Origin of the sequence: Paenibacillus sp. DCT19 (genome assembly GCF_003268635.1) — a bacterium.
Classification (GTDB): Bacteria; Bacillota; Bacilli; order Paenibacillales; family Paenibacillaceae; genus Paenibacillus.
In genome coordinates, this window is sequence record NZ_CP029639.1 from 1,755,170 (window position 1) to 1,781,266 (window position 26,097).

Sequence of the window (26,097 nt, forward strand, 5' to 3'; positions counted from 1 at the left end):
ATGGATTGGATTTATATTCTACTTTTGGTTCTAGTTTTTTGTCTTGTTGTTATCATTTATTTGGGAACGAAACTATTAACAATTTCTGAACAACTCATAATTATTGAAGATTCTTTACTGGATATTAAAAAAGGAAATTGGAATCGTCGTATTTTGGTAAATGAAAATGATATGACTAAAAGAATTTGTTACTCCATAAATGATATGGCAATGAATAGTCAGGCTCAACTCATACAGTTAAAGCAATCTGAACAGGTTTATAAGCGACTTATGACGAGCTTATCTCATGATGTAAGAACACCTTTGACTTCTTTAGTTGGCTATTTAGAAGCAATTCAACAAAAGTTTGTTACAGGCAAAGAAAAAGAAGAATATCTTGAAATCGCTTTAAACAAAGCACATCATTTGAAGGGTTTTGTTGAAGCTTTATTTGATTGGGTCAAACTTGACGCAAAAGAGCAAGTTTTTAAACTTGAACAACAGGATATAAACGAATTTACTCGTGATATATTAGTGAATTGGATATCAACTTTTGAGGAAGAAAATTTAAAATATAGTATTGATATTTCTGAAGAAGAATGTTTTATCCAATTAGATCCAAATGCTTATACAAGAATTATAAATAATTTAATTCAGAATGTTATTGAACATAGTGGGGGAACCAGTATTGATCTACAAATAAGTGAAAATGAACAAAGCGTTATGATCCAGATTAGTGATAATGGGAAAGGGATCTCTCCTCATGACCTGCCACACATATTTGACAGACTGTATCAAAGTGACGAATCTCGTTCGACTAACGGAAATGGTTTAGGGCTTGCTATTGCGCGAGAACTTGTTCTTTTGCATAAAGGAACAATCCATACTCAAAATCAATTGTCTGGTGGTACAACATTTATAGTAAATCTTCCGAAAGCTCTTTAATTATTGAGGGCTTTTTTATTATCAAGAAACAAACAAGATTTCAGCAAGGTTTTGGCAAGTTTTGTTTGATAAACTTTAATTAAAAGGAGGGATCCGTATGACAGAATATATCATAGAAACTAAACGACTTACTAAAAACTATAGGGATCAGAAAGCTGTAAATAATGTGAATATGCATGTGAAAAAAGGACGTATTTACGGTTTACTCGGTCGTAATGGTGCTGGTAAAACGACAATTATGAAAATGATTTTAGGGTTAACGTCTACCTCTTCTGGTGAGGTAGATGTATTTGGTAAGAATATTAAAGGTAGAGAAAAGCAGGTATATCCCAGAATTGGAGCGATTATTGAAACCCCTGGATTTTATCCAAACTTAACTGGAACAGAAAATTTGAATATTTTTGCAAAATTACGTGGTACAGCTGCTCCTAATGCTGTGAAGAACGCATTGGAAGTCGTAGGATTACCATATAAAGATAAGAAGCTGTTCGCTGAGTATTCCCTCGGCATGAAGCAGCGTCTGGGTATTGCTAACGCTATTTTGCATGACCCAGAACTATTGATTTTGGATGAACCCACAAACGGTCTTGATCCTATCGGTATTGCAGAAGTTAGAGATTTTATTAAGAAGTTGAGCGTTGAACGTGGAAAAACGATTCTTATTTCTAGCCATATTCTTTCAGAAATTTCATTACTTGTGGATGATATTGGAATTATCGACAATGGTATTCTGTTGGAAGAAACCAGTATGGATGAACTTAAACGAAAAAATGGCAAGTACATTCTGCTTCAAGTTTCTGATGCTGCTAAAGCTAGCTTGATTTTGGAGCGTCAATTCGATTTGAAAAATTATTCTGTGCAAGACGATCATACGTTGCAAATCTACGATAATTCTCTGGATATGGCTTCTGTTAATAAGGCTCTTATAATGGGAGATGTGTCGGTTATTAGTTCCCAGCTCTGTAATGATACTTTAGAGGACTACTTTAAGAAAATTACGGGAGGAGATGGCATTGCTTAAACTTATTCAAATCGAATTTTTTAAGTTGCGACGCAGAAAATTTGTTTGGATGATGCTGTTTTCAGCTCTTATCATGCCATTTTTATCATACTTACTATTTAAATATGCGTGGAGTACAGGCGGTGACCCTGTACAGTTTTATAAATGGTCGGCGTTCGGACTTACACTTTTTATTGTCTTGCCTGTTGTTTTAGGAATACTAAGCACAATGCTAATGTACAATGAAAATCAATACGATATGCTTAAACAAATTTGGATTGTGCCTGTCAGCAAAATGAGGTATTTCTTTAGTAAATTTTTTGTGGTTCTAATTTATTCTATTTGCTTCATGATTGTTACAGCTTTAGGTTCCGTTATATTTAGTATACTTCTTGGCGGCCTTGCATTGGATTGGCAAAATACTTTGTTTTTGATAAGAAAGTGTTTGGAGATTGGTGTTATAACAGCTTTTGCTATGTTGCCGATCCTGGCAATTTCTACCACGCAAAAAGGATATATTCTTCCCGTTGCTATAACCCTAATTTATGCTTTTCTTGGTTCGATTATAGTGTCGATAAATATGTATATACATCCTTTATCTAGTATGGCATTGATCGTTGCTCGAAACGGAGATATTCCAGGTCTGAATGATACACAGGTAATTAGCATTCCTTTGGCGTTTTTTAGCATTTTTGTCTGGGGGATTGGTTCCGTTCTCCTTGCAAACGTTGCGTTAGCAAGAAGAAAGTGAGGTGTTCATCATGCGAACATTACTTTGGGCGGAACATCAGAAGATTCGGCGTTTAAGTTTTGTTTGGATTGCAATTTTCGCAACAGTTATGGTGGCAGTTATTGTGTTTTTATCCGGATTAACAGACAATGACGGCATCAGAGATATAGATACTGCTGGTTGGTATATGGCTGTGGCTCAGCCACTGGGAACATTTTTCGTTCTTCCAGCGGTTATTGCTCTCTTAGGTAGTTACATGATATGTCGCGAAGAACAGGAGCATACAATTGAATCTCTTCGACTTATCCCTGTGAATGAGGCGAAGTTGACCCTTGCAAAAATGATTATAACCCTCATATATAGTATTCTTTTTTACTTATTACTCTTTGCTATAACATTGTTAACTGAAGCGGGTTTACATTTTTCTGATTTATCCATAGGGATGGTCATGAATTTTTTGAAAGCTTATATTTTGGATGGTCTATGCATATTCCTTGCGATCTCACCTATTATTGCTTTGGTATCGTACATGAAAAAGGGATATTGGATTGCGTTAGTGATCACGGAATTTTATTCTTTTATTGGATTATTTGCGAGTACATCAAATACCCTAAAAGCTTTATATCCTATCACAGCTGTATTTACCATCTCTGGCTACTATGAAGCATCGGCCAGTCAGGTTATTCTTAGTTGCATTAGCTTACTGTTTTGCGTAGGGTTTTCTGCTGTAATACTTGCTAGCATGAAAAAATACAAATGAAATAAATCATCTATCTATCAAATCTAAAAACCATGCTCCAAAAGAGCATGGTTTTTAGGTATCTCATTTACGGAGAAGAAATATTTCGACCCTCTCAAGTAGATCAATATACTTAAAACAAAGTACCCAGATATCTGAAAAGCAACATTAGAATATGTTAACAGATTAGAGGAAATCATGTGACTTTGAAAGAAGAAAGATAAGGATATATAATCCAAAAAACAGCAAGTGTGATGATAGTTAGGTGATTTTAATTGAAGTAACGATAACCTTTGACAGGAAAGGTGGATTACATTGTTTTATGTTAATACAAGAGCAATCATTGAAAGACAAATTGATGATCATATCGAAATTGTGATTCAGAATAGAGTAAAACCGAATGAGCCATTAACAATTGAACTTCCTGGAGGGCGCATCGAACCCTTTGAATCATTAACAGAAGCATTGAGGAGAGAAGTTAAAGAAGAAACGGGTCTAGATATATCTGAAATTGAAGGAGAGGAATTAAGAATAGTTACTGAGGGAAATCACTTTGAAGTAGAATGTGTTAAACCATTTGTAGCGTACCAAACTATAAAAGGGCCAGTGGATTCTCTAGGTTATTATTTTAGATGTAAAGCAAACGGAAAGTTGCTTGAAACGGGAGATGAAACATCAGGGATTAGATGGATCAAGATAAGAGATCTAAAAGAACTATTGGAAGAAAATCCTCTTCAATTTTCAGAAATAGATCGAGCTGGAATACAATATTATATAAACGAAACACTCGTATAGAATTTGGGGAGGCGTGTATCTATGGGGAAAATAGTTGCAATCGGTGGTGGCGAAATGCGGTTTCATGAAACTCTGCCTATAGACAGGTATATCGTTGAATTTTCAAATATTGAAAATCCAAAGCTACTATTTATTCCAACAGCAAGTAATGATGCTCAAGGCTACATTGATACTGTTACGGCTATATATGGTGAGCAATTGGGTTGTACAGTTGATACGCTATGTCTTGTCGATCAAGACATCTCGGATGAAACCATTAAGAACAAGATCCTATCCTCAAATATCATTTATGTAGGTGGCGGAGACACTGTTAGAATGATGGAAATATGGAGAACTAAAAAAGTAGATCAATATCTTAAAGAAGCATTTGCACATAATATAGTATTATCGGGTTTGAGTGCTGGTTCAATTTGTTGGTTTTTGGAAGGCCATAGCAACAGTAGTATAGAAACCAATCGTGATGGATGGTGGGATAGAGAGCAAGTCATAGGACTTGGGCTCATTCCCGCTAATCACTGTCCACATTACAATGAAGTTGGACATGAAACATTTGATGACAATATGTTAGATAAAGAGGTTCCAGGCATTGCTCTTCAGAACAATGTTGCAATTGTAATTGATGGAGATATGTACAAGATAGTAAAGAGCGATATAGAAAGCAAGGCATATGTATTAAAAAAATGTAACGGTACAATGAATAAGACTGAATTGAATAATTGTGATTTCCAACCATTATCAGATATTTTATAACTTCTCATTGAGGAAACTGTCGAGAGCCGAAGAATCTCATTTTGTATATAATAAGTGGCTGACATTTGATAATAACATCGCATTGGACGCTGCGGATCGGCAAGCCAATTTTTGATCCGGAAGGGGCATCTCATAGCAGCGGATTTACAGGACAGATTCTTAAAGGAGTTTCATAATAATGAAGAGAGTCTTATTCGTAATTTTATTGATATGCATTACTTTTTCTATAATTGGTTGTTTAAATAGCAATAAATCTGAAATCATTGATGAAGGTATAGTGATTGGGCAAACTCTCCTCTCATTAGGCGGTGAAGATTCAGATATAACTGAAGTAACCTATAGTATCAATTTACAGAACAAGTTAGGAAAACCAATCTCGATAATAGGGATTGAGCCAGTAATTTCTAAAGATTTATCTGATCGACTAATTGACAATTCTTTGAGAATTGAAGTGAATAAAGTAATCGAAAGTAATGAATCAAAGGATATATCCGGGTACTTCAAGATAGACACAAAAGGTCTTAGTAAACAAGAAATAATGAACTTTGATTTAGCCATCAGGAAATATAAAATACAAACTGAACAATTAGTTAGAGCTAATTAATGAATAAAAAAATAGGAGATGATTACATTGCAGATCAGAGAAGCTACGATTCATGACGCTGAAGGAATTGCAAAAGTTCATGTGGATAGTTGGAGAACGACATACAAGGGGATTATTCCAGAAGAGTTTTTAAACAATCTATCGTATACACAAAGGACTGAATTATGGATTAATAATATCAAGAGAACAGACAGTTTTGTGGTAATAGCAGAGAACACTGAAGGAGAAATCATTGGATTTGCAGATTGTTGGAAGAGAGAGACCAATACGATCCCTGACTCAGGAGATCTAACTTCAATTTATATACTTGATGAATACCAAGGGCAAGGAGTAGGAAAGGAACTACTTAAACATTTATTTTTTCGATTCAATTCATTGGGTTACCAGAAAATATTCGTTGATGTTCTAGAGGATAACAAGACACGCTTTTTTTATGAGTATTATGGAGCTCACTTATCTACATCAGTTCAAATAAAAATTGGAGGGAAAATTCTTAACGAATTAATCTATGAATGGGATAACGTTAATGAAGTATTAGCAAGATTAACTAAAACGGATTAGGGGGGGATTTATGAATTATCAAATCATTGACTTGAGAGATTATCCCGACCTTTTAAAGGAATCTATTGAGTATGTTGCCGAACGATGGGGATTAAATAGAAGAATATTTGAGGATTGTATAACTTCCAGCATGACAACGAAAAGTCCATTACCCCGATGGTATTTTATGATGAATCAAGATGAGATCATTGGTAGTTACTCATTAATGAATAATGATTTTGTAAGTCGACAAGATCTGTGGCCATACTTATCCAATTTATATATTGAGGAAACGGAACGAGGAAAGTGTCTTGGGTCAGTCTTGATGACGCACGCGAGACAAGAAGCTTACAAACTCGGTTTCAGTAAATTGTATTTATGTACAGATCATATTGATTATTATGAGAAGTACGGCTGGGCACATTTATGCAATGGGTATCATACGTGGAACAGGGAGTCCCAAATTTATGTGATTGATACAGAATAGGAGGAGAAATGAACAAGATAAATCATTTAGAAACGAAGCTTGCGCCTCGTTATGATGACAGTGACCCTGATCAAGAAGGAAATAAAAATGTGGTTTTTGCTGATTGGATCATTGATGGGAAATCCCTCTATCAGATGCTTAAAAAGTACGAATTTGTTCCAAGCTTAGGCTGGGGGACAGAAGAGGAACAGCAAGAGTCTATTGATTATTTTCTGCTGAAGCAACTACACCCAGACTTATATTATAGGTACCCCATATTAGTGTGTCCTTGGTGTAAGGATGAAGAGTGCGGTTATGTATCAGTATTGATTGAAAGGGAAGGGGATTTTGTAAGTTGGAGCGATTTTAGATTAGAACCACATAATAGAAAAATTGATCTAGAATCGTTCACTTTCAAGTGGAAAGATTATAAGAGAGAGATTATTCGTACATATAGAATGGCAGCGATGCATAACTAGAGATGAAGTTAAAAAAAAGAAGACAGGAAGGCGAGAAAATTGAATTTAATGCAACTTAAGATTCCAGCAGGATATGCAGTAACGTATAACAAATTCTACGATGTAGACCCTATTCTTAGTGCAGATCGTGACTACTTTATTGAGAATTGGGGATTCTTCACAGAAGATTTATTACAGATCGTTAAAATGAAAATCAGCAAGGGGAAGTGGGTTATTCCTGAAAGAGAAGACACGCAACTTTTTGATCTAGGATGGTATCCAGATTCAGATATTAACGGTTATTACCGTCTGGAACTAGTTGATGGGGATTGGAATGAAATTAAAAGTATTTCTTCTAAAGATCGATTTGTAATTAAAGAGCAACTTGAAGAATGGTTGGAAGAACAACTAAAAGTATAAACAGAAACAATCGAGATCTGAAGATTATTTGAATAAATACGCTCAGAAGGCATACAGGGAGGTTACTTCAATAATAACTCCAGGAGGATTCTACTAATGAGGAAGAGATATTCTATTGAAAAGGCAGAGTGGTCAGAAACAAGAGAAAAGGAGTATGAGCAAGACTGTAGAGATATTGTGTTTAAGTTCAACGATGAGCTTGTTCAGCGGGAAGGCGTCATTTATTTAAATAGAAAAGATGGTCAAACTGTAGTAATAGAGTCTTTGAATCAAAAAACATTATGGTATGAAACATTGTTAACGATCAAAGACATCTACAATACATAGTGATATGAAGATTTAATATACGCTCAAAAGCAGGATAAATTTGTTGAAGACCCTAAGATCCTATGAGAGTAACATCAGGTAGTTGATAACTACGTATTATTGAAAGGTTAGAGAGCCAGATGGCCGATGTCACCGTCCAACATTAACAACTTGCCTGATCCACTCAGGCTCACTAGTTGCTGCCCGCACTAAACAGTCGGCGCAGTCTGCAAAGGGAAGTGCTCCGAGAGGATTTATGCGAGCTAATGGGCCTGCTGTATATTTTAAAGTACCTTCGGCGTATTGAAGCACGGATGCCCGTACAATGACCCATTCTAGCTCACTTTGTATTAATGCATGCTCAGCAATTGATTTATCCTCAATGGCTTTCCAGAATATACGGCGCATCATACGAACTGCCAATCGATGGACGGGAGACAGCTCTCTGCCGTTGCTCAAATTAATGCCGCTCTGCATGATTAGGCGCTTCACACCCGCACGTTGAGAGGCTGCTATCATATTGGGCATACCTTCGGACATGACAGTACCGGGTGAGAAGTTAGCCGCCATAACATTCATGCCAGCTCTTAGATTCAGAAATTTCTTGGCAGCATCCGGCGAAACGTTACTGGGCGGGCCGATGCAACTGATGACTACTTCTGCACCAGCAATGGCTCTGACCAAACTGGACTCGTCAAATACATCTCCCTGTCTGATGGTGAGTCCCTCCAAGGGAGGTATCATCTCTGGCCGACGAGCTATGGCTACAACTTCATGGCCAAGTTCCAGTGCACGTTCCATCACTTTCCTTCCCGTTCCTCCTGTTGCTCCAATAACTGCAATTTTCATAATAAAGAACTCCATTCCCATCCATGCATAAATGCACAATAGTGTATTAATTAACTATTACGTATAATGATAGACAGAAATGAAAACGCTACAAGTCTTAAAATGAGTGATTTTGTGCATTAGTTCACAGTTCCTCTAGAAGTGTGTAGTATTTATTTAGGAAGCTGGTGGTTGTGAAGTGATAAAGGTAGATCGCAGAATACGCAAATCCCAAGAAGCCATAAAAATGGCTGTCATCCATTTGATGATGGAAAAAGAATTTGATCAAATTACGATTCAAGATATTTCGGACAGAGCAGATGTTAGTCGAAGGACCATCTATCTTCACTACATGGACAAATTCGATCTCCTGGATCAGCTCATCAAAGAACATACTGATGACTTAAGAAGAATCTGCAATTCTACAGACGATGACGCGGATTATAAGGATATGGGGTTGGTGTGGTTCCAGTACTTCGAGAAGCATTCGATGTTCTTTTCTGCATTACTAGCGAGTAAAGGTAGCCCTTTTTTCCGCGAGCAGTTCCTTACGTTTTTCATCGAAGAACTAGAGAAAGGAAACGGCATGTCCGAAGGGTGTAACTCTGGATTAACGGAGGGAATGAATGTGGATATTCAGTTCCTGGGGTCAGCGATCGTTGGCGTAGTGGAGTGGTGGTTTAAACAAGGAGAGCCACTTGCTCCTTCCTTTATGGCGCAGCGAGTGGGCGTTTTGCTTGAAAGAAATCTTGAGGTTTGAATGTTAAATCAAAGAAGAATGTTAGATGGAATTCGAGTAGAATAATTCTAAGAGGGAGGATATACATGGAAACAAGTGAAATACAGAAAAATCAATCTTACAAAGGAGAGGTAACATGTTTATAGACCTTTTTAATAGACTTAGTATCACATTACCTATTGTATTCATTGAGGAGTTAGAAACTCACTATAAGAAACAGAAGGATCAAGATTACTTGTTAAGATTAATGGAATTTGACGAAGTCATTGAAATGGCAGAATTATTGTCTGAAATGAAGGTGTATCAAGACATTATTCCTTTATGGACAGATGATCATTCGAACTACATAGGTTTACAGGTTCAAGGTGCTTGCAAATACAGAATTAATTATATCGATCATGAGGAAACAGATGTATCGCCAGGTTTTAGAAGTGTAGGTTCATTTATAGCTGAACTCGAACAACATCCTAGTTTTTATTGGGATGAATTGAAGAAGGATTATCCGTCAGATATAGAAATTAGTCATGCTGAGATGGAGGAAGACTTACGTTGTATTGATGAGTTAAACAAGCGGATAAGTTCTAACCCGCTAATAGATGACGATATCCGTTGTCAGTATATTTTTTCAATTATGGCATTAACACCGAAAAGGAATCTTGATTCATTAATACCATATCTAGATGATGAAGATATGTTTGTTCAAGAGAGGGCGTGTGAGATTCTTGGTTTTCATAGATACATTCCAGCGAGAGATAAGTTAATAGAGGTTTCGACAAACGGAATGCATAATGGGAAACTCGCAGCGAAAAGAGCGTTAGCAAGAATAAGAGAAGAGATCCAGGGAGCATTTTAATGGAGCCAAAATATAAAGAAATAAGAGAGTATAACGACGGAGAAATCCAAGATATATTGGAGCGGGAATCAATAGAAGAGCTGATTATATTATCGCTATCCGTGGGACTATATCACCCCAATTGGAAGTATGCTCAAAACCTATGTCTGGAACTATCTCAACATACTAATGCTCATGTTAGGGCTAATGCAATATTAGGATTAGCTCATGTTGCAAGAACGAAGAGAGAGCTTGATAAAAGGATAGTAAAACCAGTCGTACTCAAAGAATTAAGGGATAACGAAAAACATAGAGGGACGATTATAGATGCAATAAGTGACATAAACCATTTTTTAGATTGGAATTTAGCCAAGAAGTATGATCTGTAAAAATTCTTAGAGGTTGCGAAGAAGAGTTCGAATCAAGGAGGTGCGAGAGATGGAGTCTTTATCCGTTCGATTGGAGATTGAAGAACTCATTAAAGAGTTTTCAATCAACAGGAAAGCGCTGTTCGAAGTTCGAAAAGATCAATGGAAGACAATTCTAGATCATATCGAAAAGAATTTTCTACATAAGACTCATTACACTCAAGACTTGCATTGGGGATGGAATAGACTTCAAGAACCGTATTACGCATTGAGGTTTATCGAGCAACCATATAAATCTGTTAAAGAGATTATTGAAGATGAATCTATTTGGTTTATTGCTGAAGACCACAACGATAAAATGTGGGTTTATGAAGGGGAAAAGAATATTATTTTCGATAAAATAATCCCTGAACTTTACCATTTGGACGAATACTTTCTTGTATCGAAGAAATATGAATGGCTCGTATGTGAAGATCATCATGAGATTGTACATTTCTCAGGAGAAGGCATCATTAATCAAGCGAAGAAGTTTGAATTAGAGAACGAGAGCAAGATATTTAAGTAAATACACAGTCACCACGCTTCGTACTTCATATTACATATTTTTCACGCTGTGACTCCTCACGGGTCTTATTGAAAGGGTGGATGGAAGTTGATTCAAGGAGAATTAATTTATAAAACAATCGACTCGCTTAAGAAAAGATTGGAAAATAACAACCTGCTAGAATTACAGCTTCAGGAGGGTTATTTAACTCAAGCTACCTGTACGTTTAATGATCCGGCAGATGAAAGTGATTTAATCGAATTCCAAAGAACATTAGGGTATGAACTTCCGAATGATTATATTAACTTTTTGAAGATAAGTAATGGTTGCTCGTTATTTGACCATCCGCAATACGGAGGAGAGGCGTATTTATATAAGTGGCAGGACATCCAAGAAGCAACGTATGAGAGTTCAAACGAGGGGTATCTGAAGATCGCCTATATCTACCAAGATAATATCGTAATTGATCTGAAAAAATACAGCGAAGGCTCAAATAATTACTTAATGGTTAAGGGGCACATAGACAACTTTGATGAGTCGAGACCCTTCAATATGAACTTTGAGTTGTGGTTTGATCGATTTATTATCAGTCAAGGAGATAAATTTTGGGACTGGTCTGTGTATACGGCAGAAAATTACTATAAATTAAAAGGATAAAGTACGTCTAGGCGATGTACTTTGTATGAGAGGAATTCAGAATGAATTATAAATTTATGTTGAAGGGTTACCCATTATATTATCTATTTATATTTTTACCAATTGGCTTTCTCTCTGTAATTACTTTATTAAGTAATTATATTGGTGATGGCTTTCGAGTAATACTACTGATAACAACTGGGCTAGTTGTGATCGCTCTAGTTGTTAAAAATTGGATAGATTCACAAAAGGATTATGAAGTCGTTCTATTGCCCGAGGGAATAACAGTAAATAAGACGAACTATTCGATTAAACAAATTAGTGAAATGCGAATAGGTACTAATCTTCTTCAAATTCAACTTTCCGATAAAAATAAAAAGCTATCTTTCTCGTTAAAAAGTCAGGATAAAGATAGCGTAATCAAGGCATTCAAAGAATACTGTGAAAACGCCGGGATAAAATTAAAGGATTATCGAAGGGGTTAGAAGTTGCTTAGAAAAGCATAAGTAACCTGTAACATGAATACTATCGGTGACAATGGTGTCCCAGTTCCAATAATATATACTGCCTCTAAAAATAAAAAGATGCTGCCATTTAATTATAACTGCAGCTTATGATCGTGCTGCATGACCAATTGGCATCATACAGCAGGAAGAAGCGCCACGACGATACACGCGTGGCGCTTTTTGCCATGCATCACGATGAAGCTCTCGTGATGCTACTCCAATGACGAGCACCGTGGTATTTCATACATGACCCAATACGTTAAGGTGCTACCTCTTTGACACAGCACCTTAACCATATGTGGCTTGCCAAAGTACAGGCTGCAAATGCAAGGAAATGCTGTGAAATGAAACAAACGAGACTAGGGCGTGTCTCAAAACTCGCTGAAGTGCATCTTTCACCGCCTTTTCGCCCCCTGCTGCGTCACTTTCCCTTGACGTGCCCCGGCACGCCTGCGGAAAACTTCCTGACTTGGAACGAAAATTCGGCAAAATCTGCGGTCTTCGGAGTTTTCAGACACGCCCTAAAATATTCTAAAAAATATCAGAATGTGTACTGACTTAAGGATTGTAATAATACTATAAATGAAATGGGTTTCATGAAATCCTTTTCAAGTATACTCTACAACTTGGCTAATGCTCTTCAAAGCGAAGTGTGAATCTAGGTTTTCAAATCCCATTAAGGCGGCCTTGTAAGGAGTCAGATTGTTCAGGGCAGTCATCAAAAAGCCTTTTGTAAGCTTGATTCAATGTTACCAACTTTGAGGGGAGCGTGTGTAGGATGAAGTTTGAGCCAGAAGAAAAGATCACTTTACGAGGAATCGATATGGATGGCTGGGGTGGTGGAGGTACATAATCCAACACCGGGAAGTGTACTTTGTTCAATGTTTGTAAGCGCTTAACAATCCCTGAACAGGCTATGGCGCTCACGTTTCAATTGGAACAGATTAAGATCATTTACTTGAGGGAGGCCGCCCATGTTGAAAAAAATGATGTCTAACCCAATGATGATGCTCGTTTTATTTGCCATGTTAATCATGCTTTTGTCTGCATGCAGTGGTACAAATAACAAACCAGCCGATCCAGTTGCTCAACCAGCTGAAGTAGAGACGAACACAACGCCAGTGCAGGAAGAGGACAAGGAAGAAGCTGTGCCGGTGCCAGATTTAGACGGTCGTGTTATTCGAATTTCTCACTGGTGGGATGCTACACCAAAAGGGGATTCAGAATCGGATGAACTTGCCCGCGAGCGTATTCAAATGGTGGAAGAAAAATATAACGTAAAGATCAAATATTTGAATACGGAATATTGGTCTACCTCTGAAAAGCTGTCTTCCTCTGTGCTCGCGAACGAGCCATTTGCTGAAATAGTCCGGGTTCCTGATGGATTTATCTGGGGACTTATGCATGGTGGTTTTCTGACACCACTGGATGATTACCTTCAAGATACTCGTGTGGAGCAGGATGTTGTTAATGCTATGCGCTTTGGAGGCGACAAGGTGTACGGACTCGAAAGCTGGTATACACCTAATGATAGTGGCATGTTCTACAACAAGCGTATATTCAAGGAGGCTGGTCTGAAAGACCCGCAGCAATTGATGGACGAAGATAACTGGAGCTGGGATACGATGCTGGATGCGGCGAAAAAGCTAACGGTTGATCGTAACGGTGACGGCAAAATGGATCAGTACGGACTGGCTGGAGCGCATTACGTACTTTCTGAGATGCTGGTCGCAAGCAACGGAGGCAAATTATATGATGAGCAAACAGGTACAGTGACGTTTAATTCACCCGAATCTATGGAAGCGCTTAATTTTCTACATGGTTTGTACAATGAGCATAAAGTGGTGAAGGCCAACGGAGGTAACGACTGGGAAGATCCAGCCAAGTTCTTCGGAGAAGGCACCATTGCCATGTATCCGGGTGGACTCTGGGAGATCGAAGGCCGGATTCTAGATAAGATGAAGGATGAGTGGGGTTATGTATACATGCCGAAGGGACCTCAAGCGGAGTCGTACTACGAACCATTCGGTCAGGCTACAGCTTACGTTGTTCCAAAGGGAGTGAAGGACGCAGATGTGATCGTGAAGATTTGGGAAGATCTACAAGACTTCGATAACTGGCAAGATAACCGTAGGCTCTCGCTCGAAAATATTTTGCCGGATGAAGAATCCATTGCCAATGCGATGAATGATAATGGCCAGGTGCAGCGCCTGTTTGGTGGTCGCTTTGGTGGTCTGGGCATTAAGGATCAACTGGACAAAGTAACTGAGAAATTCATCAAAGGCGAGATTACACCTTCAACAGGTGTTGCCCAGGTTATCGGACCTGCACAGGCTGCGGTGAAAAAAGTGTTAAGCGGGGAACCATCCGAGAAAAAATAGTTCGAGTAATCAGCGTTAACCAACAGGACGGCCTCATTTCTGATTTCATCCCAAAATCGCTATGCGGGCCGTCTATCTAATTCACTACAGTCTGCTAAAGGGGGGCATCGGGTGAAGTTTACATTATCCCGAGTGACGCTTATCGTCGTTATGCTAATCCTCGTCATGGTGTACACGATATCCAGTTCCGGTGCAAGCGGCAATGCAAAGTCCGGGAATCGAACATCAGATCCGAGCCGTGTGATGCCGATCTCTGAATCTGCTTCTGAGGGTAGCTACGATTATTATTTGCAGCAATTCCAGAACGAGAAGCGACCTTCCAGGGAAATTGTCATTCGTGGAGCTGACTATACAGCTGCGGAAGGAATGGAACCGAAGATGGTCGCGGAGCTAGGTGGTGAGACGGGCAAGTTCATAAGAACAGAGGAGAGCGGTTCCGTGCAATGGGAAGTGGAAGTTCCTGAATCGGGCATGTATCACATGACATTGCGTTATTACCCGATCCAGGGTAAAAGTTCCGCTATAGAACGTGAACTATGGATCGATGGGAAATTGCCTTTCAATAGCGCACGTAATCTGAGTTTTCATCGTGTATGGGTCAACGAGAAATCGGAGATCGAACAAGATAACAGAGGTAACGACCTGCGCCCACGTCAGACGGAGGCACCGATGTGGCAAGAATCGCTTCTGAGAGACAAGGAGGGCTATTATGAGGAGCCGTACCAGTTTTATTTTTCTGCAGGCAAACACTCATTGACGCTTGTGTCCACCCGGGAGCCTATGGTTATTGATTCGATCAGGCTACACCAGTATGAACAACCGATATCCTATGCAGAAGTGAAGCAGGAGTATGAGAGACAGGGATATACGGAAACCAGTGGACACGTGATCAAAGTTCAAGGTGAACACGCCAAGTACAAGTCATCACCAACGTTGTATCCAATCACTGATCGATCAAGCACATCCACGGAACCGTACGATGTATCCAAAATCAGAATGAACACCATCGGCGGAAACAACTGGCGTGTGCCAGGACAATGGATTGCATGGGAAATGGATGTGCCGGAGGATGGACTATACAAGATTGCGATCAAAGGTAGACAGGAATTGCTGAGGGGGATTTATTCCACCCGTTCGCTGCAGATCGACAATAAGGTTCCCTTCCGTGAAATGATGCAAATTCCGTTCTTCTATGACTCGAATTGGCAGATGAATGTGCTTGGCAGTGAGGACGAACCCTACTTATTTTATCTGACTCAAGGCAAACATGAATTGCAGCTTGAGGTCAGTCTGGGAGCGATTGCGCCTCTGATCCGTCAGGTGGAAGCCAGTGTGCTCGATATCAATGCGATGTATCGCAAAATTCTGATGATCACAGGTAACGTTCCTGACCCCTATCGGGATTATCAATTAGAGAAACAGATTCCGGATATGGTGAAGGTGTTTCGCGAACAAAGTGACATCCTAAATGCTGTATCTGAAGAGTTAATTCGTTTAACCGGGGAAAAAAGTGATAAGACCGCGATATTGACTAAAACAGCCTATCAACTGTCCGATCTGGCCGCCAAGCCAGAAACCGTGCAGAAGCGGCTGGGTCAATTCAAAATCAATGTAGGTAGCGTCGGCTCTTGGCTTCTGGAGGTACGCGAACAGCCGCTGGAAATTGACTATCTGTTGCTTGCTTCACCTGATGAGAAACTGCCCAAAGCGAATGATTCGTCCTTCCGAAAAGTTGGACACGAAATTTCGTCTTTTTTCCATTCATTTTTCGAGGATTATGACACCATTGGCAGCACATCTGATGAAGACAAGTCTGTTACGGTATGGATTGGTACAGGCCGGGATCAGGCACAGGTGTTGAAGGCCATGATTGACGATACCTTTACCCCGCTTACAGGCATTGGCGTGAACCTCAAGCTGGTAAATGCGGATGTTTTGCTGCGTGCTTCCCTGGCAGGAGAGGGACCGGATGTGGCTATGCAGGTCGGAAATGATGTGCCTGTCAACTTCGGAATGCGTAACGCGGCAGAAGATCTGTCCAACTATCCCGGCTATGACGAATTAATTAGGCAGTTCAGGGATAGTGCAATGGTTCCGTATCACTATGAGGATCAAGTATTTGCACTGCCGGAGCAACAAATATTCAATATGTTATTTTACCGGAAGGATATTTTGGAACAGCTTGATCTGGAGCCGCCGCAGACATGGGAGGACGTCTACGCCATGATCCCGGTGCTGCAGAAGCATAATATGGAAATGGCTTTGCCGCTTGCTCAAACGACAGGTGTACCCGTATTGGAAGTGAATCGGGCGTATGCCATGCTGCTGTACCAGATGGGCGGTTCGTTTTATTTGGACAATGGCTCCAGAAGCGGTATGGATACGGAAACGGGGCTGGAGGCGTTCAAGGAGTGGACGAATTTCTATACAAGCTACAAACTACCCCTCACCTTCGATTTTCCAATGCGCTTTAGAACCGGAGAAATGCCTATAGGCATTATGGATTACACCTTTTATAACTATCTGTCCGTATCTGCGCCTGAAATCAAGGGGTTATGGGAGTTCATTCCGGTTCCCGGCCTCAAGCAGCAAGACGGAAGTATCAAACGAGATGTGGCGAGTGGAGGCACGGCGACCGTTATGCTCAAGCAATCGAAGCATAAGGATGCGGCCTGGGAATTTATGAAATGGTGGGTCAGCAAGGATGCCCAAGTTCGCTTCGGACGTGAAATGGAAGGTCTGATGGGGCGGCGGCGCGGTATCCAACGGCGAATATTGAAGCGTTGCAGGAGTTACCTTGGCCTGTCCGCGATTATCGAAGTCTGGAAGAACAATGGGAATGGGTTCAGGGGTTCCAGAAGTTCCCGGAGGTTACTTTACGGGTAGGCATCTGGACAATGCTCTGCGTGAGGTCGTCAATAACGGGACGAATTCCACGGATGCCTTATACGATTATGTGCAGGAAATTAACTACGAAATTCAGGAGAAACGAAAAGAGTTTAAATTGGACGGAATGCACTAGGGAGGGACTCTTTTGCAGAAGGCTAATATGGTGACCAAAACTGGTTCTCAGCCCAAGCGTACGCCTGCCGGCTTACCCGGGAAGTGGGAACTTTTTAGGAGAGATATCAAGCGGGATAAGCATCTCTATATCCTTCTTTCGCCCTACATGTTGTTATTCTTCTTGTTTACCGTGTTTCCAGTCATGATCTCCATCTTCTTCAGCTTCACCAATTTCAACATGCTGGAGTTTCCAGAGTGGGTTGGTTGGGAGAACTACTCCAAGCTGCTCTGGAATGATGATGTGTTTCTAATAGGTCTTAAAAATACAATTATTTTCTCGGTGATCACCGGTCCAATCAGCTACATTGCCTGCTTTGTATTTGCCTGGCTTATTAATGAGCTGAATCCAAAGGTGAGAGCCTTCATGACACTGATCTTTTTTGCACCGTCTATTTCAGGCAATGTGTTTTTTATTTGGCAAATTATTTTCTCAGGAGATTCGTACGGCATTATGAACGGTTTCCTTATGAAAATAGGCATCATTTATGAGCCAATCCTGTGGCTACAGAATCCCAAATACATGCTTGCGATCATTATGCTTGTACAGCTATGGCTCAGCCTTGGAACCAGTTTTCTTGCGTTCATTGCCGGTTTGCAGACCGTGGATCGCACCTTGTATGAAGCAGGAAGTATCGACGGGGTTCAAAATCGCTGGCAGGAGCTGTGGTATATTACCTTGCCTTCGATGCGTCCGCAGCTCATGTTCGGAGCTGTTATCCAGATTACCTCGTCCCTTGCCGTTGCCGAAGTGGCTACTGCGCTGGCAGGTTTCCCGAGCGTACAGTACGGAGCACATACGATTGTTACTCACTTGATGGATTACGGCACGATCCGCTTCGAGATGGGCTACGCTTCTGCTATTGCAACGGTGCTGTTCAGTCTGATGCTAGGTTCCAACCTGCTTGTTCAAAAGCTGTTAAAGAGAGTGGGGGAATAGCAGATGAAGATGGCCTTGCGTATGAAAAGGAAAATCAACAGATCCTGGCAGGTCGATATCTTGCTTTTCCTTTTGCTCGGCGGATTTGGCGCTTTTATGGTCATTCCGCTTATCTATGTGATCAATAATGCGTTTAAGCCGCTGGATGAACTTTTTATTTTCCCACCAACGCTGTTTGTCCGGAATCCAACGTTTGAAAATTTTTCAGATCTATTTCAAGTGATGAAAAATTCATGGGTTCCATTCTCAAGATATATTTTCAACACGGTGTTTATTACTGCGGCAGGCACGTTCGGACATATTATGCTAGCCTCTGCGGCGGCTTATCCACTGGCTAAATACAAGTTCCGTGGGCACAAAATCCTGTTCACCATCATCGTGTTGTCTCTGATGTTCTCCCCGCATGTAACGGCTATTCCCAATTACATGATCATGTCCACGCTAGGCTGGCTCGATTCCTATCAGGCCATGATTATTCCCGCCTTTGCTTATCCGCTGGGTCTGTACTTGATGAAGCAGTTTATGGAGCAAATACCGGATGCGCTTCTGGAGGCGGCAAAAATGGATGGAGCCAGCGAATATCGGATTTTCTTTCAGGTGGTCATGCCACTTGTCAAACCTGCGTGGTTAACGCTGCTCATTTTAATGATGCAGATGTTGTGGGGAACGGATGGCGGCAGCTTTATCTATAGTGAGCAACTCAAAACGATGCATTACGCCATGGGACAGATTGTCCAGGGTGGAATAGCTCGTGCGGGTGTGGGCGCTGCCGTCGCTGTCATCATGATGACGGTGCCGATCGTGACGTTTGTATTGTCTCAGAGCCAAGTCATCCAAACGATGGCATCATCCGGCATGAAGGACTAAGTGAGGGGGTGTTAGAGATGAAAGTAAGATCATGGCTAATCGTTCTGGCAGCTTCCCTGCTGATCTCCGGATTCGGACATAACGTGGCTCATGGGGCACCGTATGAGGGATATACCTACAATTACTGGGGTAATTCGGTCAAGTCTCCGATTGCTTTTCTCCCCTCCAGAGTGATCACGGGTAACGACGCCGGAACGGGAGCATGGCAGTCTCCACTGGATTTGTATGCTGCACATAATGGCTTGCTCTATGTCCTGGATTCAGGCAATGGACGCATTGTCGTATTGAACGATAAATGGGAAACGATGCGAGTCATCCAACATTTTGAGCACGAAGGCAAAGAGGATAGCTTTCTGAATCCTGAAGGGCTGTTCGTTACGGAGTCAGGTCAGATTTACGTTGCCGACACCGAGAACAGACGAGTCGTGGAGCTGAATCCGGACGGGACGTTCGTTCGTGCCATTGGTGCGCCAGAGTCGGATGTCATCAGTGATACATTTGAATATTTTCCTAGGAAAGTGATCGTCGATAAGGCTGGACGCATCTATGTTGTCGGTCGGGGTGTCTATGAAGGGCTGATCGAATTTGATAGTGATGGGCGCTTTACGGGGTTTATGGGCACGAATCGTGTGCAGTTTGATCCGGTTGATCTATTCTGGAAAAGCGTGTCCACCAAGGAACAGCGGGAAAAGATGATTCGATTTATTCCACTGGAGTTCAATAACGCAGATATTGATGAAGGCGGTTTCATCTATACAACGACGGCAGATAAAAACACAGCTTCGGCGGTGAAAAAACTTAATCCGTCCGGCATTGATGTACTTCGGGTCAACGGGGAATTTGCCCCAGTGGGGGACTTGAGTATCAATCGCTCCTCCTTCATTGATATTCAGGTGTCCGACAATGGGGTCTACCGTGCTCTCGATTCGACGAGAGGGCGCGTGTTCACGTACAACGAGGATGGCAACTTGCTGTATGTGATTGGTCAGCTCGGCAATCAGAAAGGTACATTCAAAAATCCGGTTGCCGTTGAAAGTTATGGGGACGCCATCTATGTGCTGGACCGTGATCTCGGCCAGATCACCGAATTCAAGCCGACAACATTTGGAAGCCTGGTGAACGAGGCCAATCGTTTGTACAGCTCAGGCAAACATTCGGAAGCTGCAACGTTGTGGCAAGAGGTGCTGCGACTTGACGCCAACTATGAAATGGCCTATGTAGGCATCGGCAAATCAATGCTGAGAGAAGGGAAGTACAAGGAAGCGATGACCCACCTGAAGCTTGGCAATGATCGGGAATATTACTCCAGAGCTCTGGCGAAATATCGGAGAGAATACATGCGGGAATATTTCGGAATCTACATGACGGTGGCGATCGGAGTGCTTGTCAGCCTAATCATCTGGCGCCGAATCGCTAGATCGAGGAATGAGAGGGGAGCCCGAGATGTCGCTAATTAAGGAAATCAAATACTCTCTACATGTCGCTGTACGTCCATTCGACGGATACTGGGATCTGAAGTATGAAAATAAAGGCAGGCTGCGTGTGGCGTTACTGGTGCTGCTCGGTGTTACCATAACGATGATTCTGAAACGTCAGTACGCCGGATATGTCGTCAATGACAATTACCCCCTCTCTTTGAACAGTATCAATGAGTTGAAATACATCATTCTCCCCTTCCTGCTCTGGTGTATCTCCAATTGGTCACTGACCACGCTGATGGACGGAGAAGGCAAGTTCAGGGATATTCTGATTGCAACGGGATATGCCATGCTTCCCCTTATTCTGATCAACATTCCGAATATATTACTGAGTAATGTGATTACACTACGTGAATCTTCTTTCTATTATTTATTTGACTCAATAGGGGTCATTTGGTTTGTCTGGCTGCTTTTTATAGGAACCAAAACGGTGCATCAGTATTCAGTGATCAAAACGATTAGCACGATGCTGCTCACCCTGGTTGTTATGGGGATCGTTATCTTTCTGGGCCTGCTTTTCTTTAGCTTGATTCAACAGATTATCAGTTTTGTGTACACCCTCTATCAAGAGATCACGCTGCGCAAATAGGAGAAGGAAGGAGGTGTCAGAGGTGAACAAAACTCGTACGATGTTTGCCATAACCATCATGATCGGCAGCTTGTTGATGACTCAAAATATCAACTATGCAGAGTCGGTCTATGAACGAGCGGTGACCACAACAGTTGAGTCTGAACAAAAGACGACAGAGTCTATTCAGGCTGACGCAGATCCATCCATAACCAAAGAGCTGGCAAATAAAGCTGCAAGCCACAACGTAATAACTGTTCCTGACGGTATGGAAGCCGTAGCTGAGAATGAGGAGCTGATTCTGTATCTCCAGCCGGAAACAACAGAGATCGCGACGCTCGATAAGCAGCATGGTGAGATGTGGTTTTCCAATCCGCAGGATCGGGAACTGGATGCCGTCGCAACCGGATACAACAAGTCCCAGCTGAATGTACAGCTCGAATTGACGTATTACGATAACGCCGGAAATGCACTCAAATACGACAATTATACACATAGTGTTCAGAGTGGTCAGTTTGAGATCGAAAAAGTCGAAGACGGCGTTAATATCGTGTATACGCTGGGTGAAGTCAAGAGCGATATTGAAGCCATTCCCAAATATATTAGCGAGGATCGCTTCAGGACTTTAATCCTCGATAAACTGGAGGAAAAGGATCAGAAAGAGTTAGAGAAGCGTTTTCGTTATGATGAGCAGAACAAGCGTTACGAAAGACGGGATTCATCGCTGAAAGGTGTTGGTTTGTCCAAAGTAACCCGAATTCTGGAATCCATTGACTATGATGATGTGCAGATCGCGATTGACAAGGAAGCCTACGGGGAGGAAGGAAGCGGGCTTGAGAATGTCATCGTACCAGTGCACTATCGACTCGAAGATGGACGTCTGAGGGTATCGATCCCTGAGAACGGTATCCAGTATCCGGATTCCATGAAGATTCAATCCTTGTCACTGCTACCTTTTTTCGGAGCAAGCGGGCCTTCTGATGAAGGATACAGTCTGGTGCCGGACGGATCAGGATCACTGATTTACTTTAATAACCAAAAGACGTATGCATCACCGTATAGCACTACCTTGTATGGTGATGATCATGCTGTTAATCAACTTACCCAGATTCAGAAGGAACAGAAGGCTAGAATTCCTGTGTATGGCATGAGTTACGGAGACAAAGGGTATTTGGCTATCATTGATAAAGGCGATACAGTCGCATCCGTCGAGGCGGATATCAGTGGCAGATTGAATGAATACAATACCGTGCATTCAAGCTTTTCGCTGAGCAGTATGGAGGAAGTTACACTCACCAATGGATGGCGTTCCAGCACGGTCAAACGGTTTCAGGCACAGCCTTTCCATAACGAGATGGCAGTCATCTTTGAGTTTCTGGGTGCGGATAATGCGAGCTATTCAGGTATGGCTTCGGCGTATCGGGATTATCTGGTTGAGCACAAGCAGCTGATGCGTTTGGCTGATGATACAGCACTGCCATTTTACTTAGAACTCATTGGCGGCATTCCGAAGAAAAAGTTCTTTCTGGGCATACCCTACAATGCTTATGAGCCGTTGACAACCTTTGAGGAAGCACAGGAAATCTTGAAGGAGATGCAGAGCTACGGTGTGAGCGACATTCAGCTTCGTTACTCGGGGTGGTTTAACGGAGGAATCCATCACGACATGCCTCAGTCGATTGATGTTGATAAGAAGCTTGGGAGGGCTCAGGGTTTGCAAAGCCTGCAGGCATACACGGAGCAGAATGGCTTCGGATTTTACCCGGATGTGTCTTTTCTGGAGGTGTTTCCGGAAGCTAAGGCGTTCAAGAAATCATATGCTTCACGTCAAGTTACAGGCAAGCTTGCTCAGTTGTTCCCATACCGGATATCTACATTTACGCGGGATGAAGAGGCTTCACCAGGATATGTCGTCAGCCCACAAGCCGTACCTGGCATTGTGGATGGATTTTTGCAAGACTATACCCGGCTGGGACTTTCGGGCGTGTCACTTCGAGATTTAGGGGATCAGTTGAACTCCGATTTCAATCGTACAAGTGTGGTGAATCGGGAGCAGGCGAAGAAGGTTGTAGTCGAGCAGCTTGAGAAGCTTCATCGTTCCGATGCGTCACTTCTTGTGGAAGGTGGCAATGTGTATGCAAGTGCCTACACCCGGCATATTGTGGATGCACCTATGAGTAACAGCGGCTTTAACATAACCGACGAAGCAGTTCCTTTTTTCCAACTGGTATATCACGGCTACATCCAATATGCGGGAAAAGCATGGAATATGGCTGACGATCAGGATTCCCTTGTACAGATGCTGCGAGCGATTGAAACCGGATCAGCACCTTACTACACATGGTTCTATGCGGATCCATCTGCAATTAAGATGACTGGATTTGACGAGTTGTATTCAGCAGATTATCGGCGCTGGATTCAGGAATCAGCCGAGCGGTACCAGCAGATTAGCGATGTCCTGAACGACGTGCAGAATCAAACGATTGTGAAACATGAGAAGCTGAGCGATGGTGTCTATCAGACGACTTTTGAAAAAGGAAAAACGATCATTGTCAATTACAACGATGTTACTGCGAACATTAACGGCGTAAGTGTGGCAGCGAAGAGCTACCATGTAGGAGGAGGTGACATGCCGGAATGAAAATCAAAAAGTTATCTCTTGAACAAAAAACAGATATTACGGTTTGTATTTCATTCTGCCCTGGTTCATCGGGTTCCTAATTCTGTTCATGGTGCCGTTAATCTCGTCGTTTCGATACAGTATGAGTAATCTTCAGGTGTCTAATGAAGGGTTCACCCTAGAGTTTATCGGTTTGGGCAATTTCCGCGAGGCTCTGTTATCCCATGAATCCTATGTACGAATGTTGACGGAATCGGTTCTGAATATTGTGGTAAATACACCACTGATTATTATTTTCAGCCTGTTTTTTGCCGTCATTCTGAATCAGAAGTTTCGCGGACGGGTTTTGGCAAGAGCAATCTTTTTCCTGCCGGTTATTCTGGCTTCGGGCATCATTGCTAGTATTGAAAACGGGGATTTGATGCAATCCGTTGTACGCAATGCCAATGATATGACCGGTGGGGGACTGTCCGTCTTAAAAAATCTGGATCTGACCATTATGCTGCTTGAATCCGGTATGAGTCCGATTCTGGTTGAATATTTAACTGGTGCGGTAAGTCGAATTTATGAGATTGTCAGTCAGTCCGGAGTACAAATTCTGATTTTCCTTGCAGGCTTGCAGTCGATCTCACCATCACTGTATGAAGCGGCCAAGATTGAGGGGTCGACGGGATATGAAGCCTTTTGGAAGATAACATTCCCCATGCTGAGTCCATTAATTCTGACCAATCTGGTCTATACGATTGTGGACAGCTTCATCAGTGACCAGACCAGTCGGCTTGTGGTGGATACCGCCTTCAAGAGCTTTAATTTTGGGCTCAGTGCGGCGATGTCCTGGATATATTTTGCCGTTATTGCACTGATCTTGTGGGTGACGACTGCCCTTGTGTCTCGCAAGGTCTTTTATCAGAATTAGCAATCTCGAAGGAGGCATGACATGAAGACAGGAACCGCATCAGGGCAGCGAACTGCAAAAAAAGAAGGGCTAGAGCGCCTAACCTCTACAGCCTACTGGTTTGAATCCATTAAAAAGTGGCTGTGGATTTTGGTACGATTCGTCCTGATATTTGGCATTTCATTCGTTATTCTGTATCCCATTTTATTGAAGATATCGATTTCCTTTAAAAGTATGTCCGATCTGTATGACCCGACAGTAATCTGGATACCCCGCGAATTCACGCTGGATAACTTTAAACTGGTATTCACAGCAATGAACTACCCCAGTGTGCTGATGAATACCCTATGGTTGTCGTCTGCTGTTATGCTGCTTCAGACGATAACATGTGTACTCGCAGGCTATGGGTTCGCAAGGATCAGGTTCAGAGGAAGTGGTTTGTTGTTTGCCGCGGTGATCTTTACCATTTTGGTTCCTTCACAGACGATCATGATTCCACTTTATCTGAATTTTAAAAATTTTGATGTGCTTGGCTTGATTGAACTGTTTCGAGGCAGTCCTGCAAATCTGATTAATACGTATTGGCCGTTCCTGATATCTGCATTATTGGGCATGGGTGTGAAAACAGGTCTGTACGTATACATTTTCCGCCAATTTTTCAGGGGCATACCGCGTGAGATTGAAGAAGCAGCATACGTTGATGGTGCAGGCTATTTCAAGACGTTTGGACGTATTATTTTACCAAATGCAATACCCTCCATGGTCACTGTAATGCTGTTTTCGTTTGTATGGCAATGGAATGACTCGTTCTTCACCAATATGTACCTGAACGAGCCCAAGGTTATGTCGTCGATGATGTCTTCCTCCGGATATACGATCGCAACGTACCTGACTGGCGGAGGTCAAGCCGCTGAATCGTACACGCAGGATCCATTTTTCATGTCTATGATGATGAATACAAGTGTGCTGCTGGCTATTCTGCCACTTCTTATCATCTATCTGTTCGTTCAGCGACATTTCGTAGAAAGTGTGGAACGTTCCGGACTTGTGGGCTAGACATGATTATAGAGAATGGCTGAAAGAGAAAAGGCTGGAAGGTTAGG

29 protein-coding genes are annotated in these 26,097 nt (G+C 41.8%); 28 read left to right on the forward strand and 1 reads right to left on the reverse strand.

Annotated features, from left to right (window positions below; all coding sequences use genetic code 11):
• From DMB88_RS07780 to DMB88_RS07835, 12 genes are all read left to right on the forward strand, one after another.
• Positions 1–924: a sensor histidine kinase gene (locus tag DMB88_RS07780; protein WP_128100889.1), complete on the forward strand. Its 924-nt coding sequence runs from the start codon at positions 1–3 to the stop codon at positions 922–924.
• Positions 925–1,021: 97 nt separating this feature from the next.
• Complete coding sequence (locus DMB88_RS07785) at positions 1,022–1,945, forward strand: ABC transporter ATP-binding protein (protein WP_128100890.1); 924 nt, start codon at positions 1,022–1,024, stop codon at positions 1,943–1,945.
• Positions 1,932–2,675: an ABC transporter permease gene (locus tag DMB88_RS07790; protein WP_254438495.1), complete on the forward strand. Its 744-nt coding sequence runs from the start codon at positions 1,932–1,934 to the stop codon at positions 2,673–2,675. Before DMB88_RS07785 ends, DMB88_RS07790 begins: the two co-directional genes overlap by 14 nt.
• A 10-nt stretch (positions 2,676–2,685) precedes the next feature.
• Positions 2,686–3,414: an ABC transporter permease gene (locus DMB88_RS07795; protein WP_128100892.1), complete on the forward strand. Its 729-nt coding sequence runs from the start codon at positions 2,686–2,688 to the stop codon at positions 3,412–3,414.
• Positions 3,415–3,708: 294 nt separating this feature from the next.
• The gene (locus DMB88_RS07800) at positions 3,709–4,188 is read left to right on the forward strand and encodes an NUDIX hydrolase (protein ID WP_128100893.1); all 480 of its coding nucleotides are present in this window, start codon (positions 3,709–3,711) and stop codon (positions 4,186–4,188) included.
• Positions 4,189–4,209: 21 nt separating this feature from the next.
• The gene (locus tag DMB88_RS07805) at positions 4,210–4,938 is read left to right on the forward strand and encodes a Type 1 glutamine amidotransferase-like domain-containing protein (RefSeq protein WP_128100894.1); all 729 of its coding nucleotides are present in this window, start codon (positions 4,210–4,212) and stop codon (positions 4,936–4,938) included.
• A 178-nt stretch (positions 4,939–5,116) separates the two neighbouring features.
• Positions 5,117–5,542: a hypothetical protein gene (locus tag DMB88_RS07810; protein ID WP_128100895.1), complete on the forward strand. Its 426-nt coding sequence runs from the start codon at positions 5,117–5,119 to the stop codon at positions 5,540–5,542.
• Between the two features lie 27 nt (positions 5,543–5,569).
• Complete coding sequence (locus tag DMB88_RS07815; protein WP_128100896.1) at positions 5,570–6,103, forward strand: GNAT family N-acetyltransferase; 534 nt, start codon at positions 5,570–5,572, stop codon at positions 6,101–6,103.
• Positions 6,104–6,113: 10 nt separating this feature from the next.
• On the forward strand, positions 6,114–6,569 hold the full coding sequence (locus tag DMB88_RS07820; protein WP_128100897.1) for a GNAT family N-acetyltransferase: 456 nt from the start codon (positions 6,114–6,116) through the stop codon (positions 6,567–6,569).
• An 8-nt stretch (positions 6,570–6,577) separates the two neighbouring features.
• Entirely contained in the window at positions 6,578–7,027 is a 450-nt protein-coding gene (locus tag DMB88_RS07825) for an oxidoreductase (RefSeq protein ID WP_128100898.1), read from the forward strand.
• 48 nt (positions 7,028–7,075) lie between these two features.
• Positions 7,076–7,426, forward strand: coding sequence for a hypothetical protein (locus tag DMB88_RS07830; protein ID WP_254438624.1), 351 nt, complete (start codon positions 7,076–7,078; stop codon positions 7,424–7,426).
• A 96-nt stretch (positions 7,427–7,522) separates the two neighbouring features.
• Complete coding sequence (locus DMB88_RS07835; protein WP_128100900.1) at positions 7,523–7,753, forward strand: hypothetical protein; 231 nt, start codon at positions 7,523–7,525, stop codon at positions 7,751–7,753.
• Positions 7,754–7,882: 129 nt separating this feature from the next.
• Here DMB88_RS07835 and DMB88_RS07840 read toward each other — a convergent pair whose 3' ends face one another.
• On the reverse strand, positions 7,883–8,581 hold the full coding sequence (locus DMB88_RS07840; RefSeq protein ID WP_128100901.1) for an NAD(P)-dependent oxidoreductase: 699 nt from the start codon (positions 8,579–8,581) through the stop codon (positions 7,883–7,885).
• A 178-nt stretch (positions 8,582–8,759) separates the two neighbouring features.
• Here DMB88_RS07840 and DMB88_RS07845 point away from each other — a divergent pair, with 178 nt between their 5' ends.
• The 16 genes from DMB88_RS07845 (at position 8,760) to DMB88_RS07915 (ending at position 26,050) form a co-directional block, all read left to right on the forward strand.
• Entirely contained in the window at positions 8,760–9,320 is a 561-nt protein-coding gene (locus tag DMB88_RS07845; protein WP_128100902.1) for a TetR/AcrR family transcriptional regulator, read from the forward strand.
• A 115-nt stretch (positions 9,321–9,435) separates the two neighbouring features.
• Entirely contained in the window at positions 9,436–10,152 is a 717-nt protein-coding gene (locus tag DMB88_RS07850) for a HEAT repeat domain-containing protein (protein WP_128100903.1), read from the forward strand.
• Entirely contained in the window at positions 10,152–10,520 is a 369-nt protein-coding gene (locus DMB88_RS07855) for a hypothetical protein (RefSeq protein ID WP_128100904.1), read from the forward strand. Before DMB88_RS07850 ends, DMB88_RS07855 begins: the two co-directional genes overlap by 1 nt.
• Positions 10,521–10,569: 49 nt before the next feature.
• Positions 10,570–11,064: a DUF6756 family protein gene (locus DMB88_RS07860; protein ID WP_128100905.1), complete on the forward strand. Its 495-nt coding sequence runs from the start codon at positions 10,570–10,572 to the stop codon at positions 11,062–11,064.
• Positions 11,065–11,151: 87 nt separating this feature from the next.
• Positions 11,152–11,700, forward strand: a complete 549-nt coding sequence (locus tag DMB88_RS07865; RefSeq protein WP_128100906.1) for an SMI1/KNR4 family protein — start codon at positions 11,152–11,154, stop codon at positions 11,698–11,700.
• A gap of 41 nt (positions 11,701–11,741) precedes the next feature.
• Positions 11,742–12,164, forward strand: a complete 423-nt coding sequence (locus DMB88_RS07870; RefSeq protein WP_128100907.1) for a hypothetical protein — start codon at positions 11,742–11,744, stop codon at positions 12,162–12,164.
• A gap of 995 nt (positions 12,165–13,159) precedes the next feature.
• On the forward strand, positions 13,160–14,566 hold the full coding sequence (locus DMB88_RS07875; RefSeq protein ID WP_128100908.1) for an ABC transporter substrate-binding protein: 1,407 nt from the start codon (positions 13,160–13,162) through the stop codon (positions 14,564–14,566).
• Positions 14,567–14,677: 111 nt separating this feature from the next.
• Positions 14,678–17,452, forward strand: coding sequence for an extracellular solute-binding protein (locus DMB88_RS07880; RefSeq protein ID WP_254438496.1), 2,775 nt, complete (start codon positions 14,678–14,680; stop codon positions 17,450–17,452).
• The gene (locus DMB88_RS30925) at positions 17,406–17,588 is read left to right on the forward strand and encodes a hypothetical protein (protein ID WP_254438497.1); all 183 of its coding nucleotides are present in this window, start codon (positions 17,406–17,408) and stop codon (positions 17,586–17,588) included. Before DMB88_RS07880 ends, DMB88_RS30925 begins: the two co-directional genes overlap by 47 nt.
• A gap of 12 nt (positions 17,589–17,600) precedes the next feature.
• Complete coding sequence (locus DMB88_RS07885) at positions 17,601–18,566, forward strand: carbohydrate ABC transporter permease (RefSeq protein ID WP_251382684.1); 966 nt, start codon at positions 17,601–17,603, stop codon at positions 18,564–18,566.
• 3 nt (positions 18,567–18,569) lie between these two features.
• A complete protein-coding gene (locus tag DMB88_RS07890) occupies positions 18,570–19,433 on the forward strand; it encodes a carbohydrate ABC transporter permease (protein ID WP_056699127.1) in 864 nt (287 codons plus the stop codon).
• Between the two features lie 17 nt (positions 19,434–19,450).
• Positions 19,451–20,890: an SMP-30/gluconolactonase/LRE family protein gene (locus DMB88_RS07895; RefSeq protein ID WP_128100909.1), complete on the forward strand. Its 1,440-nt coding sequence runs from the start codon at positions 19,451–19,453 to the stop codon at positions 20,888–20,890.
• Entirely contained in the window at positions 20,877–21,500 is a 624-nt protein-coding gene (locus DMB88_RS07900; protein WP_128100910.1) for a Yip1 family protein, read from the forward strand. Before DMB88_RS07895 ends, DMB88_RS07900 begins: the two co-directional genes overlap by 14 nt.
• Positions 21,501–21,522: 22 nt before the next feature.
• Positions 21,523–24,120 carry a DUF5696 domain-containing protein gene (locus DMB88_RS07905; protein WP_128100911.1) on the forward strand — a complete coding sequence of 866 codons (2,598 nt, stop codon included), beginning with the start codon at positions 21,523–21,525 and terminating at the stop codon, positions 24,118–24,120.
• 136 nt (positions 24,121–24,256) lie between these two features.
• The gene (locus DMB88_RS07910; protein ID WP_254438498.1) at positions 24,257–25,015 is read left to right on the forward strand and encodes a carbohydrate ABC transporter permease; all 759 of its coding nucleotides are present in this window, start codon (positions 24,257–24,259) and stop codon (positions 25,013–25,015) included.
• Positions 25,016–25,036: 21 nt separating this feature from the next.
• Complete coding sequence (locus DMB88_RS07915; RefSeq protein WP_128100912.1) at positions 25,037–26,050, forward strand: carbohydrate ABC transporter permease; 1,014 nt, start codon at positions 25,037–25,039, stop codon at positions 26,048–26,050.
• The last annotated feature ends 47 nt before the right edge of the window (positions 26,051–26,097 follow it).

What these genes read in the sequence shown, in the direction of transcription:
- DMB88_RS07780 (WP_128100889.1), top strand. Translation starts at nt 1, where the DNA reads ATGGATTGGATTTATATTCTACTTTTGGTTCTAGTTTTTTGTCTTGTT.
- DMB88_RS07785 (WP_128100890.1), top strand. Translation starts at nt 1,022, where the DNA reads ATGACAGAATATATCATAGAAACTAAACGACTTACTAAAAACTATAGG.
- DMB88_RS07790 (WP_254438495.1), top strand. Translation starts at nt 1,932, where the DNA reads ATGGCATTGCTTAAACTTATTCAAATCGAATTTTTTAAGTTGCGACGC.
- DMB88_RS07795 (WP_128100892.1), top strand. Translation starts at nt 2,686, where the DNA reads ATGCGAACATTACTTTGGGCGGAACATCAGAAGATTCGGCGTTTAAGT.
- DMB88_RS07805 (WP_128100894.1), top strand. Translation starts at nt 4,210, where the DNA reads ATGGGGAAAATAGTTGCAATCGGTGGTGGCGAAATGCGGTTTCATGAA.
- DMB88_RS07810 (WP_128100895.1), top strand. Translation starts at nt 5,117, where the DNA reads ATGAAGAGAGTCTTATTCGTAATTTTATTGATATGCATTACTTTTTCT.
- DMB88_RS07820 (WP_128100897.1), top strand. Translation starts at nt 6,114, where the DNA reads ATGAATTATCAAATCATTGACTTGAGAGATTATCCCGACCTTTTAAAG.
- DMB88_RS07825 (WP_128100898.1), top strand. Translation starts at nt 6,578, where the DNA reads ATGAACAAGATAAATCATTTAGAAACGAAGCTTGCGCCTCGTTATGAT.
- DMB88_RS07830 (WP_254438624.1), top strand. Translation starts at nt 7,076, where the DNA reads ATGCAACTTAAGATTCCAGCAGGATATGCAGTAACGTATAACAAATTC.
- DMB88_RS07835 (WP_128100900.1), top strand. Translation starts at nt 7,523, where the DNA reads ATGAGGAAGAGATATTCTATTGAAAAGGCAGAGTGGTCAGAAACAAGA.
- DMB88_RS07840 (WP_128100901.1), bottom strand. Translation starts at nt 8,581, where the DNA reads ATGAAAATTGCAGTTATTGGAGCAACAGGAGGAACGGGAAGGAAAGTG.
- DMB88_RS07850 (WP_128100903.1), top strand. Translation starts at nt 9,436, where the DNA reads ATGTTTATAGACCTTTTTAATAGACTTAGTATCACATTACCTATTGTA.
- DMB88_RS07855 (WP_128100904.1), top strand. Translation starts at nt 10,152, where the DNA reads ATGGAGCCAAAATATAAAGAAATAAGAGAGTATAACGACGGAGAAATC.
- DMB88_RS07860 (WP_128100905.1), top strand. Translation starts at nt 10,570, where the DNA reads ATGGAGTCTTTATCCGTTCGATTGGAGATTGAAGAACTCATTAAAGAG.
- DMB88_RS07870 (WP_128100907.1), top strand. Translation starts at nt 11,742, where the DNA reads ATGAATTATAAATTTATGTTGAAGGGTTACCCATTATATTATCTATTT.
- DMB88_RS07875 (WP_128100908.1), top strand. Translation starts at nt 13,160, where the DNA reads ATGTTGAAAAAAATGATGTCTAACCCAATGATGATGCTCGTTTTATTT.
- DMB88_RS30925 (WP_254438497.1), top strand. Translation starts at nt 17,406, where the DNA reads ATGGGTTCAGGGGTTCCAGAAGTTCCCGGAGGTTACTTTACGGGTAGG.
- DMB88_RS07890 (WP_056699127.1), top strand. Translation starts at nt 18,570, where the DNA reads ATGAAGATGGCCTTGCGTATGAAAAGGAAAATCAACAGATCCTGGCAG.
- DMB88_RS07895 (WP_128100909.1), top strand. Translation starts at nt 19,451, where the DNA reads ATGAAAGTAAGATCATGGCTAATCGTTCTGGCAGCTTCCCTGCTGATC.
- DMB88_RS07900 (WP_128100910.1), top strand. Translation starts at nt 20,877, where the DNA reads ATGTCGCTAATTAAGGAAATCAAATACTCTCTACATGTCGCTGTACGT.
- DMB88_RS07915 (WP_128100912.1), top strand. Translation starts at nt 25,037, where the DNA reads ATGAAGACAGGAACCGCATCAGGGCAGCGAACTGCAAAAAAAGAAGGG.